Genomic DNA, 13,661 nt, shown 5'->3' on the forward strand with positions numbered 1-13,661 from the left:
GGCTCGGTAAAGGCGGCGCCACACCGTCGACGCCCACTCCGACCGCTTCCCGCGCGGCTTGTCCCCCTTCCGACGACGGTCGCGCCACGAACCGTGTCCGGGGCCGCCGGTCCGACGGTTCCCTGTGCGAGTACGCCACTGTGCGCCGGTTCCTCGACACCACCTCCGACGACGTCGTGCGGCTCGCCGGGGCGGCGGCCCGGGACCGGCCGGGGATCGCACACCGGCCGGCGCACGCGACCTCGCCGTCGGTCGCGTGACGTGACGCCGTCGCCGCGCCGGACGCCGCGATCGGCCCGACGACGTGAGCACCGCCGCTCCTGCCCGATCGGACGGGTAATGCGGTCGGCGGATCGTGTTTCCGCACACGAAAGGCCGAAGTGGTTCGGCTGTGCACCCATACCGCCGGTAGCCTGGGCGCTCCGGACACCCCACTGACCGATGAAGGAGTTCTCCGGTGACCGACAACGTTCCCGCAGAGAAGCCGGCCGAGGACGGCCCGCAGCCCGGGTGGCGGGTGCTGGTCGTCGAGGACGAGGCGCTGATCCGCATGGACCTGGCCGAGATGCTCTCCGAGGAGGGCTACCGCATCGCCGGTGAGGCCGGCGACGGCGAGGCCGCCATCACCCAGGCCCGCGAGCTGAGGCCCGACCTGGTGATCATGGACGTCAAGATGCCCAAGAAGGACGGCATCGAGGCGGCGTCGACCATCGTCGAGGAGAAGATCGCGCCGGTGGTCATGCTGACCGCGTTCAGCCAGCGCGAGCTGATCGAGCGCGCCCGCGACGCCGGCGCCATGGCCTACCTGGTCAAGCCGTTCGCGCGGCACGAGCTGGTCCCGGCCATCGAGCTCGCCGTCTCCCGGTTCGCCGAGAAGAAGGCGCTCGAGGACGAGGTCGCCTCGCTCAACGAGCGGTTCGAGACCCGCAAGGTCGTCGACCGGGCCAAGGGCCTGCTCATGACCGCGCAGAAGATGTCCGAGCCGGAGGCCTTCCGCTGGATCCAGCGGACCGCGATGGACCGCCGGACGACCATGAAGGCCGTCGCCGAGGCGGTCGTCGAGGGGCTGGCCCCGGCCAAGTCCTCCTGAGGCGCGGGCGGCGGTCGACCACCGCCGCCCGGCACCGTCGTTCCGGCCCCGTCGCGCACCGCGCGGCGGGGCCGGCGTCGTCCGTGCCGACCGGCGGGCCACCCTGCCGGGCCCCGAGCGCCGACGGTCCGTCGACGGGACCGGCGCCCCCCGTTCCGATGCATCACGAGACAATTCCGGTCACCGAATGTGGCCGTCCGGGCACCGGAAAAGATCCACTTGTGTCACGCTGGTGTCCGCGGATCACATTCCTGTCACGAGTGGTGACGGTGTCCCCTTTCCTGGTTCGGGCGTACTACTTTTCCGCCATCCTCCCGCGCTGCTTCGGGCGGGCGGAGAACCGAAGGGGATTCGAATGACGCGAACGACGTGGCGACTCGCCGCCCTCGCCGGGGCGGCGTCGCTGGTACTGGCCGGATGCGGTGGCGGGGACACCGGTTCCGGCGGGGCCACCGGCGGCTCGGAGGAGCCCGCCGCCGCGGGGCAGGCATGCACCCCGCCGCAGGCACAGGCCACCGGCAATCCCAGCACCGCGCCGCTGAAGATCGGCTCCCTGCTGCCGGAGACCGGGAGCCTGGCGTTCCTCGGTCCGCCCGAGTTCGCGGGGGTCGACGTGGCGGTCAAGGAGATCAATGCCGCCGGGGGAGTCCTCGGCAACCCGGTCCAGCACCTGCGCGGTGACTCGGGTGACGACACCACCGACATCGCGAACCAGACCGTCGACCGGCAGCTCGGCGCCGGGACGCAGGTCATCGTCGGTGCCGCCGCCTCGGGTGTGTCGAAGCTGGTCATCGACAAGATCACCGGTGCGGGTGTCGTCCAGTTCTCGCCGGCCAACACCTCCGACGAGTTCACCTGCTGGCAGGACCGCGGCCTGTACTTCCGGACCGCGCCGCCGGACGTCCTGCAGGGGCAGGCGCTCGCGCAGCTGATCACCTCCGACGGTGGCCAGCGGGTGGCGCTGCTCGCCCGCAACGACCCGTACGGCTCGGGCCTGGCGGACAGCGCCGAGCGCAACCTGGTCTCCGCCGGCATCCCGCAGGACCAGATCACCAAGATCATCTACGACCCGAACGCGGCGTCGTTCAACCCCGAGATCGACCAGGTCGCCCAGTTCAACCCGGACTCCGTCGCGGTCATCGGCTTCGACGAGTCCAAGCGGATCCTGTCGCGCATGAGCGAGGTGCAGATCGGACCGGCCCAGAAGGCCGTGTACGGCACCGACGGCAACATGGGCAACGCCCTGGGCGAGGGACTGCCCGCGGGCCTGCTGAACGGGATGAAGGGCACCCTGCCGCTCACCGAGCTGTCGGGTGACTTCCGGCAGCGGCTCACCGCGCAGGACCCGAGCCTGACCGACTTCAACTACGCGGCCGAGTCCTACGACGCCGTCGTGGTCTCGGCGCTGGCCGCCGAGGCCGCGAAGTCGACCAACGGCGCGGACATCGCGACCCAGATCAACGGGATCACCAAGGACGGCGAGAAGTGCACCGACTTCGCCGGCTGCAAGGCGATCCTCGACCGGGGCGGTGACGTCGACTACGACGGCGCCACCGGCACGCTCGACTTCACCGACGCCGGTGAGCCGGGATCCGGGTCGTACGGGGTCCAGACCTTCAACGCCCAGAACAAGATCGACGAGGCGGCGACCACCTACGTCCGGGTCGGCGCCCAGGGCTGACACACCGCACCACACGCACCGACACGAGGGGGCGGGCCGCCACGGCCCGCCCCCTCGTCGTCCCCCGGGACCGGCCGGGCCCCACCGGGACGATGCACCGGCCCGGCACCCGGCGCGACGCAGGCCACGACGTCCGGGCGGTGACCGGAGCGCACCGGCGCGGTGGTCCCGGTGGACCGGCGCCGGGAACACGACGGCCCCGCCCCCGTGGGTGGGGGCGGGGCCGTCGCGGGGACCGGCGCGTCAGGTCACTTCTTCTCGCTGCTGCCGGCCAGCGTCCCCAGGTACAGCTCGATGACCTTCGGGTCGTTCAGCAGGTCGCGGCCGCCCGCCGTGTAGGCCGCGCGGCCCTGGTCGAGCACGTAGCCGCGGTCGCAGATCTGCAGGCAGCGACGCGCGTTCTGCTCCACCATGATGACCGAGACCCCGGCCGCGTTGATGCGCTTGCAGCGGACGAACACCTCGTCCTGGAGCATCGGGGACAGGCCCGCCGACGGCTCGTCGAGCAGCAGCACCGACGGTTCCATCATCAGGGCCCGCCCCATCGCGACCATCTGGCGCTCGCCGCCGGACAGCGACCCCGCCTTGATCTTCCGGCGCTGCCCCAGCATCGGGAACAGGTCCGCGACGACGTCGAAGCGGGTCGCGAAGGTCTTCGGCCGCAGGAACACGCCCATCTGCATGTTCTCCTCGATCGAGAGCGAGGGGAACACGTTGTCGCGCTGCGGGACGTAGCCGAGCCCCTTGGTGACCAGGGCGTGCGCCTTGGCCCCGGTGATCTCGGCGTCGCGCAGCCGGACCGTGCCGCTGCGCACGGGGATCAGCCCGAACATGGCCTTGAGCAGCGTCGACTTGCCGGCGCCGTTGGGCCCGATGATGCCGACGATCTCGCCGTCGCGGAGGAAGAAGTCGCTGCCGGTCAGGATGTCGACGCCCGGCACGTACCCGGCGACGAGGGTGTCGACCCGCAGCACGGCGCCCTCGGCGAGCTCGCGGTGGACCTCCGGGGTGGCGGCCTCCTCCGGTGTCATGGCCCGGTCGGCACCGGGTGCCTGCTCGCTCATGTGCGCTTCCCCTCCTGATCCGGGCGGGCCGGACCGGCGCCGTCGTCGGCGAGGGCGCCCTCGATCTCGGCGGCCTCCATCTCGGCGACGATCTCCGCGGTCTGCCCGACCGGGTTGCCGTGCTCGTCGAACTCGAGGACCTGGTCGTGGTGCGAACCGAGGTAGGCGTCGACGACGGCCTGGTTCGACGACAGCGCCGAGGGCGGCCCCTCCGCGATCACCTGCCCCTGGGCCATGACGACGACCCAGTCGGAGATGTCCCGGATGACGTCCATGTCGTGCTCGACGAACACGACGCTCATGCCCTCGTCGCGCAGCGACTTCACGTGCCCCAGCAGGCTCTGGGTGAGCGCCGGGTTCACCCCGGCCATCGGCTCGTCGAGCATGACGACCTTCGGGTCCATCATCAGGGCCCGCGCCATCTCGAGCAGCTTGCGCTGCCCGCCGGACAGCGACCCGGCCAGGTCCTCGGCCTTGGTGTCGAGCTTGAAGCGGGCCAGCAGCTCGCGGGCCTGCTCGGTGATCCGCCGTTCCTGCGCGCCCCAGCCGGTGAACAGCGCGCCGAGGAAGCTCTCGCCGCGCTGCCCGACCGCGCCGAGCTTCATGTTCTCCAGCACCGTCATGCCCGCGAGGGCCTTGGTGAGCTGGAACGTGCGGACGACACCCTTGCGGGCCACCCGGTGCGGCGGCAGCTTCTGCAGCGGGCTGCCCTCGTAGATCCAGGAGCCCGTGTCGGCCCGGTCGAACCCGGTCAGCAGGTTGAACAGGGTCGTCTTCCCGGCGCCGTTGGGGCCGATGAGGCCGGTGATGGCGCCGCGCTGGAACTCCAGGTGGGCGACGTCCACGGCCTTCAGGCCGCCGAACGTGCGGGTCACGCCGTCCACGGTGAGCACCGGGTCCGGCTTGGCGACGCCCGGCTCCGGGGCGACGCCGGTCAGCGTGCGGGCCGGGTCGGTCACGGTCGGGTCGGGGGTCGTGTCCTCAGCGGCCATCGCCCAGCACCTCCCTGCGGCGTCCGAAGATGCCCTGTGGTCGGAACACCATCATGAGCCCCAGGAACAGGCCGACGAGCACGAAGCGGATCGCGCCGACGTCCTGGGAGGAGATGAACGGCAGCAGCGGCGACTCCCCGGCCGTCGCCTGGCGCAGGAACGCGTCGGCGACCGACAGGAGGAACCAGAACGCCATCGCGCCGACCACCGGGCCGAAGACCCGTCCCGCGCCGCCCAGGATGAGCGCGGCGTAGGCGAAGAAGGTCTGCGGCGGCGAGTAGAAGTCCGGCGTCAGCGACTGGGTCGCCAGGGCGAACACGATGCCGCCCAGCGCACCGAACACCCCGCCGAGGGCGAGCGCCTGCATCTTGTAGGCGAAGACGTTCTTGCCCAGCGCGCGGGCGGCGTCCTCGTCCTCCCGGATCGCCTTGAGCACGCGGCCCCACGGGCTGCGCACGAGCAGCCAGGTGAGGAGCACGCACAGCCCGACGACCGTCCAGCCGACGAGGATCGACCAGAGGTCCGGCCCCCGCAGCGACAGCACCCCGAAGTCGTAGGTGCCGGTGCCGAACGGGTTGGCGCGGGCGAAGGAGTCGGCGAACCCGGTGAGGCCCTGGGTGCCGCCGGTGAACCCGGTCTGCGAGGTCGACCGGGTGATCAGGCGCAGGATCTCCGACGCCGCGATCGTGACGATGGCCAGGTAGTCCGCGCGCAGCCGCAGCGTCGGGATGCCGAGCACCAGGGCGAGCGCGACCCCGCAGGCCATGCCGATGAGGACGCCCAGCCAGAGCGGGGCGCCGTAGTTCGCGACCGAGATGCCCATGCCGTAGGCGCCGACCAGCGCGAAGCCGATCTGGCCGAAGTTGAGCAGCCCGGTGTAGCCGAAGTGGATGTTGAGGCCGAGGGCCAGCAGCGCGAAGAAGATGGCCGAGGGGCCGATCAGCTGCGAGAGCCCGACCGTGAGGAGCTGTCCGAAGTCGATCATGTCCGCCCCCTCAGCCGATCCGTGCCCGGGACCCGAGCAGGCCCTGCGGCCGGAACACGAGGATCACGATCAGCACGGCCAGCCCGCCCAGGTACTTGAGATCCAGCGGCAGCACCAGCGTCGACAGCTGCACCAGGACGCCGACGATCAGGCAGCCGAGCAGTGCGCCGTAGGCGGTGCCGAGGCCGCCGAGGATGACGCCGGCGAACATCAGCAGCAGCAGGCGGAAACCCATCTCGTACTGGACGGTGGAGGACAGCTCCGACAGCGCGAACAGCACGCCGCCGAGGGTGGCCAGCGCCCCGCCCAGCATCCAGACGAACAGCACCACGCGGTCGACGTCGATACCCGACGACGCGGCGAGGTCCCGGTTGTCGGACACCGCGCGCATGGCCTTGCCGATCCGGGTCTTCTGGAGCAGGAGCGCGACCGCGACGAGGACGACGATCGCGATCACGATGGCCGACAGGTCCTTGTCGGTCAGCGCGACCGGGCCGTAGTTGCGGACGGTCTGCCCGGTGTAGTCGGCGAAGGACTCCGACCGGCCACCGAAGATGATCAGTACGAGGTAGCGCAGCGCGATCGACAGGCCGATGGAGACGACGAGCTGGGCGATCAGCCCGGCGCCCCGCCGGCGCAGCCGCCGCCAGATGCCGAGCTCGTTCGCGGCGCCCAGCAGGGCGCCGATGAGCATCGCGACGATCGTCGCGGGGATCAGCTGCACGCCGCCGCCGACGTTGATGAACCAGGCGATGACGGCACCGATGGTGACCATCTCGCCGTGTGCGAAGTTCGTCAGGCCGGTGGTGCCGAAGATCAGCGACAAGCCGACCGCCGAGATGCCGATGACCAGACCGAACCGGATGCCGTCGACGAGCAGCCGCAGGAAGGTCGCGAACCCGCCGGTGGCGGTGCCCTCGACCTCGGCGCCGAAGCGGAACACCACGGTGTTCAGCGATCCGGCGGTCACCTCGCGGGTGGTCTCGCCCTGCAGGACCTCGGTGCCGGGCGGCAGCGAGGCCTCGTCGAGCCGGAACAGGTACGAGCCCGCGCCGGGGACCGTCAGGGTCCAGCGGCCGTTGGCCCCGGAACGGGTCTCACCGGCCGGCGCACCGTCGCGCTCGGCGGTGATCCGTACGTTCGGCAGCGGCTGACCGTTCTGGTCCCGCAGCGTGCCGCTGACGTCGATGCCGTCCGCCTGCTGGAACGGGACGACGGCACCGGGGGAGGCCGGTACGGGGCCGGCGGGAGCGGTCGCCGCGGCGGCCGTCCCGGACAGGGCGAGCGCGCCCAGCAGGGTGATGAGCAGGCCCACCAGCCACCGGGCGGTCGTGGGGATCGGGGAGGGCCGGGACGCACCGACGGGCGGGGTGGCCGCGCGGTCGGCGCGCGGTCGGCGCGGGAGCGGGGGTGGTGACAACGTTCGTCCTCGGGGGGTCGTCGGACACGACTCTGTGCGACACCCTGATGGGTGATGGGGGCGAACGTAGCCGAGGAGAGAACTGGTACGGACGTCTCGGACCAGGACGTAGCCGAGACGTAACGCGACGGTGTCGCAGGGCGAGCGTCAGGTCACCGGCGGTCGTGTGTCGCGGTGCAGGCAGGTCAGCTTCGCGGTGCAGACGCGGCGGCCGTCGTCGTCGACGAGGACGATCTCGGTGGTCGAGGTGGACCGCCCGACGTGGATCGGCCGCGCGGTCCCGGTGACCCAGCCGGACGTGGCGGAACGGTGGTGGGTGCAGGCCAGCTCCAGCCCGACCGGGAACCGCTCGGGCAGCGCGTGCATCGCGGACAGGGTCGACCCGAGGGTCTCGGCGAGGACGCCGCTGGCGCCGCCGTGCAGCAGCCCGTAGGGCTGGCGGTTGCCCGCGACCGGCATCCGGCCGACGACCTCGTCGAGGTCGGCCTTGAGGATCTCGATGCCCATCCGGTCGGTGAGCTGCTCGTCGGCGTGCTCGGAGCTCAGCTCCGGCAGCTGGTCGGGGGTGATCGGCACCCGCCGACCCTACGACGCGCCGCGGCCCGCGACGACGTGGCGCCCCGTGGTCCCGGTCGCCGGTGCCCGCCACGACCCGGCCACCGGCCGGGCGGAGTGGCTCGGGACGCTCCGGGCCGCCGGCCGTGCGGGTCTCGTCACACGGGAGGGGTGCAGCGGCGTGCATGCTTGCCCGCGCGGACCCGTTCGCCGATCTTGGTCGGTGAGAAGCCGACCGAGGGAGACCCTATGGCGAACGACAGCAGGCCGACCGCGGCCCAGGCGTGGCAGATGATGCTGGAGGGCAACGGGCGCTGGCAGCGCGACGAGCGCGAGGACCCGCGACGGTCCGCCGAGGAGCGCGCCGCCGCCGTGGCGGGGCAGACGCCGGCCGCGATGATCCTCTCCTGCTCGGACTCCCGCGTCCCGGCGGAGCTGGTGTTCGACCTGGGGCTGGGAGACCTGTTCGTGGTGCGGACGGCCGGTCAGGTCGTCGACGACGCGGTGCTCGGCACGCTGGCCTTCGGCGCCGGGGCGCTGGGCATCCCGCTGCTGGTGGTGCTCGGCCACTCCCAGTGCGGTGCGGTGAAGGCGGCCGTGTCGGTCGCCGCCGGGCAGCCCGCGCCGGCGCCGTCGACGCTGGGCGCGCTGGTCGGCGACATCGTCCCGGTGTGCGAGGGGGAGGGCGAGGGCGCCGTGGCCGGCGCGGTCGACGCCAACGTCCGCCGGGTCGTCGCGCAGCTGACCGCCGACCCGTCGCTGTCGGGGGCGGTCTGCAACAACCACCTCACGATCATCGGTGCCCGCTACGACCTGGAGACCGGCGCGGTCCTCGAGGTCTGACGGCTCAGCCCGGCCGGTGGGTCACGAGGATCGCGGTGCCGGGGAACAGCGCGCCGCGCAGCGGCGACCACTGTCCCCACACCCGCTCGTGGCCCTCCGGCCACTCCGGCTCGACCAGGTCGTCGAGCACCAGGCCGGCGGCGACGACGTCGCGCACCCGGTCGCCGAGCGTGCGGTGGTGCTCGACGTAGGTGGCCCGGCCGTCGCCGTCCACCTCCAGGTACGGGGTCCGGTCGAAGTAGGACTGGACGACGGTGAGCCCCTGCTCGCCGGGGTCGTCGGGGAAGACCCAGCGCATCGGGTGGTTCACCGCGAACACCCAGCGCCCGCCGGGACGCAGCACCCGGTGCACCTCGCGCATGACCCGACCCGGGTCGGCGACGAAGGGGATCGCCCCGAACGCCGAGCAGGCGTGGTCGAACGTGGCGTCGGCGAACGGCAGGTGCTCGGCGCCGGCCTGCACGAGCGGCACCGGCAGCCCGAGCGCGTCGTTCAGCCGGGCCGCGTGACGCAGCATCCCGCCGGAGACGTCGAGCGCGACCGGGTGCGCCCCGCGGCGGGCCAGCCACCGGCTGCACGGGGCGGAGCCCGCGCCCACCTCCAGCACCCGCTTCCCGGCGAGGTCCGCGGGCGGGCCGAGCAGGCCCGCCTCGTCCTCGTGCAGGTTCTCCGGGCACCAGACGAACGCCTCGTCGCCGATGTCGGAACCGTGCTCGGCCAGGTAGTCGTCGGCGTCGGCGTCCCACCAGCGGCGCCCGGCCGCCTCGGACTCTGCGCTGCCGACGCGGCGCCGGGCGACACCGGCGGTCCCCACGGCGTCCTCGGCGGAGAAGTACTCGTCGCGGCTGCTCATGACCACCCGATCGTCGCAAGCCCGTGCGCGCCCGCGGATGGCGGACCCGCATTGCCGGGGGGTTTGCGGGCCGCGTAGCATTCTTCCCGCACCGTGGTCAACGTGTCGGCCGACCGCGCGGCGCCACTCCAGCGCCGGTCTCGCGGACGTCCGTGCACCGATGTTCCCGACCACGGGAATCGACGCCAGAGGGTGACTGTTACAACGTCACAGCTACACGTACCAGAACCGGGGCGCACTGCTGCAGCAGAGCCGACCGGGCCGACCATGCCAGAGAAATCCATCGGAGCACCTCACTACATGTCCACCGACACCACCGCCGCCCCGACCACGCCGCAGGTCGCTATCAACGACATCGGGTCGGAGGAGGACTTCCTCGCCGCCATCGACCAGACGATCAAGTACTTCAACGATGGCGACATCGTCGAGGGCACCATCGTCAAGGTCGACCGTGACGAGGTCCTGCTCGACATCGGCTACAAGACCGAGGGCGTCATCCCCTCGCGCGAGCTGTCGATCAAGCACGACGTCGACCCCGCCGAGGTCGTCGAGGTCGGCGAGTTCGTCGAGGCCCTCGTCCTCCAGAAGGAGGACAAGGAGGGCCGGCTGATCCTGTCCAAGAAGCGCGCGCAGTACGAGCGCGCCTGGGGCACGATCGAGGCGCTCAAGGAGGCCGACGAGCCGGTCGAGGGCACCGTCATCGAGGTCGTCAAGGGCGGCCTGATCCTGGACATCGGGCTCCGCGGCTTCCTCCCGGCCTCGCTGGTCGAGATGCGCCGCGTGCGGGACCTGCAGCCGTACGTCGGCCGCAAGATCGAGGCCAAGATCATCGAGCTGGACAAGAACCGCAACAACGTGGTCCTGTCCCGCCGCGCCTGGCTCGAGCAGACCCAGTCCGAGGTCCGCAGCGAGTTCCTCAACCAGCTGCAGCGCGGTCAGGTCCGCAAGGGCGTCGTCTCCTCGGTGGTCAACTTCGGTGCGTTCGTCGACCTGGGCGGGGTCGACGGCCTGGTGCACGTCTCCGAGCTGTCCTGGAAGCACATCGACCACCCGAGCGAGGTCGTCGAGGTCGGCCAGGAGGTCACCGTCGAGGTCCTCGACGTCGACCTGGACCGCGAGCGCGTCTCCCTGTCGCTGAAGGCGACCCAGGAGGACCCGTGGCGCCTGTACGCCCGGACCCACGCGATCGGCCAGATCGTGCCGGGCAAGGTCACCAAGCTCGTCCCGTTCGGCGCGTTCGTCCGCGTCGAGGAGGGCATCGAGGGCCTGGTCCACATCTCCGAGCTGGCCGAGCGCCACGTCGAGATCCCGGAGCAGGTCGTCCAGGTCGGCGACGACGCGATGGTCAAGGTCATCGACATCGACCTCGACCGCCGTCGCATCTCGCTGTCGCTCAAGCAGGCCAACGAGGGCATGACGGTCGACACCGAGTTCGACCCGACCCGCTACGGCATGGCCGCCGAGTACGACGACCAGGGGAACTACATCTACCCCGAGGGCTTCGACGTCGACTCCGGCGACTGGAAGGAAGGCTTCGACGAGGCCCGCGCGGCCTGGGAGAAGCAGTACGCCGAGGCGCAGGCCCGCTACGACCAGCACATGGCGCAGATCCGCAAGGCCGCCGAGGCCGAGGCGGAGGGCGGCGACGACATCGCGCCGGCGAACTACTCCTCCGGCGGTGACGACGACCGTTCGACCGGCGGTGGCGGTGGCCAGGCCGAGTCGGGTGGCTCGCTCGCCAGCGACGAGCAGCTCGCCGCTCTGCGCGAGAAGCTCTCCGGCGGGGCCTGACGGTCCCGTGCCGGTCCCACGCGGACCGGCGACTGCACCACACCGGGCCCCGGTGACCGTCACGGTCACCGGGGCCCGGCCCGTTTCCGGGGCCCTACGGGTCCCGGTCGACGCCGGTTCACGTCGCCCGGCGTGTCAGAGCGGACACGCCAGGTGCAGATCACGGTTCGGCTGCGGTTGGTCACGGCGCGCGCACCGGTCCGGAGTCGATCTTCGGGTCGGCCTAGATTGGGTGCATGGCCGGCCGTACCGTCCGCCGGACGCGTTCCGGCGAGTCCCTGTCCCACGACCGCACGTTCCTGCGTCGCGGGCGGTCCGCGCTCGCGGGCGTCCTGCTCGCCGCGGTCCTCGCCGGATGCGGCACGGCGTCCGGGGACACCGGGATCGCGGTCCCGACGTTCCCGGCCGAGCAGTCCGGCGCCGCCCAGGCAGGGCGGGCACCGATCCCGATCGCGCTGCCCACCGACTGCGTGCAGCTGATGGACCCCGAGCAGGCCGGAGCGCTGTTCGGGCAGGTCCTGGGGTCGGTGTCGGTCCAGTCGGTCCGCGGCGTCCCCGAGGCGTCGGTGAACCGCACCGAGCGCACCGCCTGCACCTATCGCGCGGGCGGCCAGGCCCAGGCCTTCGGCGGGGCGCGCAACTCCGGCCCGGTGCTGTTCCAGCTCAACATCGGCCGCTACGGCGACACCGCGTCCGCGACCCGTCAGTGGCAGCTCAACACCAACGCCGAGCGCGGCTCGGCCACCGCCTCGCGTGACATCACCGTCGGCTCGGTCCCCGGCGTCCTCGTCGAACGGCCGGACGAGACCACCCTCGCCCTGGTCTACGGCGTCGACACGCTGACGTTCATCCTGCCGGTGGCCGCTCCCGGGCAGACCCGGTCCGCAGCCGAGACCCTGCCCGACCTGGCCCAGCGCATCATCCCGGCGCTGACGCCGACGCAGCCGCCGTCCGCGCGGCCGACGCCCGCCGCGCCGCCGGCGCCCGCCCCGCAGGCCGGCACCGGTGCCGCGGGCAGCGCACGCGGCACCACCTGAGCGCGGCCGGGACGCCCCGGCACGGCCCGCTACGGTGATCACGTGCTGCGGACAGGGCTGACCGGCGGGATCGGTGCGGGCAAGTCGACGGTCGCGACGCGACTGGTCGAACGCGGGGCGGTGCTGGTCGACTCCGACGTGATCGCCCGTGAGGTCGTCGAACCGGGCACCGCGGGGCTGGCGGCGATCGTCGAGGCCTTCGGCCGGGACGTCCTCGACGCCGACGGCCGGCTCGACCGGCCCGCCCTCGCCGCCGTCGTCTTCTCCGACGCCGGGGCACGGCGCACCCTCGACGGCATCGTGCACCCGCTGGTGCGGGCCCGGTCCGACGAGCTCATCGCCGCCGCCCCGGCGGACGCGATCGTCGTGCAGGACATCCCGCTGCTCGTCGAGGGCGGTATGGCTCCGGCGTTCCCGCTGGTCGTCGTGGTCGGGGTGGACGCCGAGGAGCGGGTCCGGCGGCTGGTGTCCGCACGCGGGATGAGCGAGCAGGACGCCCGGGCCCGGATCGCCGCCCAGGCCGATGACGAGCAGCGCCGCGCCGCCGCCGACGTCTGGCTGGACAACTCGGGGGAGCCGGACGACACCAGTCGCCGGGTGGACGCGTTGTGGGACGGACGGCTCGCCGGCTTCGAGGAGAACCTGCGCACGGGCCGCCCGGCCGCGGACGGGCCGCCCCGGCTCGTCGAGCACGACCCGGACTGGGCGGCGCAGGCCCACCGGCTCGCCGAGCGGGTCGCGGTCGCCGCGGGCGGTTCCGGCCGCGGGGTGGACCACGTCGGGTCGACGGCCGTCCCGGGCCTCCCCGCCCGCGACGTGCTCGACCTGCAGCTCGCGGTGGAGTCGCCCGCCGATGCCGGTGCGGTCACCGATGCCCTGGTCGCGGCCGGGTTCCCGGTCGACACCGCCGCCCCGGAGGAGACCACGGGCACGGTGCGGGTGCACCGCTCGGCCGACCCGGGGCGGGCCGCCGTGGTGGCCGTGCGGGTGCACGGCTCGCCCGCCTGGCGGCACGCGATCGAGCTGCGGGACCGGCTGCGCGCCGACGCGATCGCCCGTGCCGGCTACGCCGCGCACAAGCGTGCGGCGGCGGAACGGCACGCCGACGACCCGGACCCGCGTCACTACCGTGCGTACACGGCGGAGTGGCGATCCGACCCGAACGGCTGAGCGTCCCGGGATGCAGATCACGCGGAACGTGACGATCGGGTCGCGCCGAACCCGTTTCTGTAACGCCGCACGCTCGTTGGTCGATCAGGCGGGGCAGAGGGTGCTCCTGCCCGGATCGGCCGCGGTACCTGCGGGTACCCGTCGATCGGGCCGGTCACCGGGGTGATCGGCACCGGACCG

The 13,661-nt window shown here is 72.6% G+C and carries 12 protein-coding genes; 6 read left to right on the forward strand and 6 right to left on the reverse strand.

The genetic code is table 11. The features are described from left to right. Positions 1 to 457 precede the first annotated feature (457 nt). Positions 458 to 1,090 carry an ANTAR domain-containing response regulator gene (locus ND486_RS22155; RefSeq protein WP_308215872.1) on the forward strand — a complete coding sequence of 211 codons (633 nt, stop codon included), beginning with the start codon at positions 458 to 460 and terminating at the stop codon, positions 1,088 to 1,090. Between the two features lie 355 nt (positions 1,091 to 1,445). Beyond that, entirely contained in the window at positions 1,446 to 2,771 is a 1,326-nt protein-coding gene (locus ND486_RS22160; RefSeq protein ID WP_208826450.1) for an ABC transporter substrate-binding protein, read from the forward strand. Between the two features lie 248 nt (positions 2,772 to 3,019). On the opposite strand, the gene ND486_RS22165 is transcribed toward ND486_RS22160, so the two are convergent. The 5 genes from ND486_RS22165 to ND486_RS22185 form a co-directional block, all read right to left on the reverse strand. Beyond that, positions 3,020 to 3,835, reverse strand: coding sequence for an ABC transporter ATP-binding protein (locus ND486_RS22165; protein ID WP_251786415.1), 816 nt, complete (start codon positions 3,833 to 3,835; stop codon positions 3,020 to 3,022). Continuing rightward, positions 3,832 to 4,827: an ABC transporter ATP-binding protein gene (locus ND486_RS22170; protein WP_251786416.1), complete on the reverse strand. Its 996-nt coding sequence runs from the start codon at positions 4,825 to 4,827 to the stop codon at positions 3,832 to 3,834. The genes ND486_RS22165 and ND486_RS22170 overlap by 4 nt, the downstream gene beginning before the upstream one ends. Further along, positions 4,817 to 5,812, reverse strand: a complete 996-nt coding sequence (locus ND486_RS22175; protein ID WP_062402727.1) for a branched-chain amino acid ABC transporter permease — start codon at positions 5,810 to 5,812, stop codon at positions 4,817 to 4,819. Before ND486_RS22175 ends, ND486_RS22170 begins: the two co-directional genes overlap by 11 nt. Positions 5,813 to 5,822: 10 nt before the next feature. After that, positions 5,823 to 7,127: a branched-chain amino acid ABC transporter permease gene (locus ND486_RS22180; RefSeq protein ID WP_251786417.1), complete on the reverse strand. Its 1,305-nt coding sequence runs from the start codon at positions 7,125 to 7,127 to the stop codon at positions 5,823 to 5,825. 252 nt (positions 7,128 to 7,379) lie between these two features. After that, entirely contained in the window at positions 7,380 to 7,808 is a 429-nt protein-coding gene (locus ND486_RS22185) for a hotdog fold thioesterase (RefSeq protein ID WP_224402763.1), read from the reverse strand. A 228-nt stretch (positions 7,809 to 8,036) separates the two neighbouring features. On the opposite strand from ND486_RS22185, the gene ND486_RS22190 reads away from it, so the two are divergent. After that, positions 8,037 to 8,630 carry a carbonic anhydrase gene (locus tag ND486_RS22190; protein WP_251786418.1) on the forward strand — a complete coding sequence of 198 codons (594 nt, stop codon included), beginning with the start codon at positions 8,037 to 8,039 and terminating at the stop codon, positions 8,628 to 8,630. 4 nt (positions 8,631 to 8,634) lie between these two features. Here ND486_RS22190 and ND486_RS22195 read toward each other — a convergent pair whose 3' ends face one another. Continuing rightward, complete coding sequence (locus ND486_RS22195; RefSeq protein ID WP_208826922.1) at positions 8,635 to 9,483, reverse strand: class I SAM-dependent methyltransferase; 849 nt, start codon at positions 9,481 to 9,483, stop codon at positions 8,635 to 8,637. A gap of 300 nt (positions 9,484 to 9,783) precedes the next feature. Here ND486_RS22195 and rpsA point away from each other — a divergent pair, with 300 nt between their 5' ends. The 3 genes from rpsA (at position 9,784) to coaE (ending at position 13,481) form a co-directional block, all read left to right on the forward strand. Next, positions 9,784 to 11,274, forward strand: coding sequence for a 30S ribosomal protein S1 (gene rpsA, locus ND486_RS22200; protein WP_208826920.1), 1,491 nt, complete (start codon positions 9,784 to 9,786; stop codon positions 11,272 to 11,274). 236 nt (positions 11,275 to 11,510) lie between these two features. Then, positions 11,511 to 12,311 carry a hypothetical protein gene (locus ND486_RS22205; protein WP_251786419.1) on the forward strand — a complete coding sequence of 267 codons (801 nt, stop codon included), beginning with the start codon at positions 11,511 to 11,513 and terminating at the stop codon, positions 12,309 to 12,311. Positions 12,312 to 12,353: 42 nt separating this feature from the next. Next, positions 12,354 to 13,481, forward strand: coding sequence for a dephospho-CoA kinase (gene coaE, locus ND486_RS22210; protein WP_251786420.1), 1,128 nt, complete (start codon positions 12,354 to 12,356; stop codon positions 13,479 to 13,481). The last annotated feature ends 180 nt before the right edge of the window (positions 13,482 to 13,661 follow it).

The sequence above is a fragment of the Pseudonocardia sp. DR1-2 genome (assembly GCF_023717215.1).
Taxonomy (GTDB): domain Bacteria; phylum Actinomycetota; class Actinomycetes; order Mycobacteriales; family Pseudonocardiaceae; genus Pseudonocardia; species Pseudonocardia alni.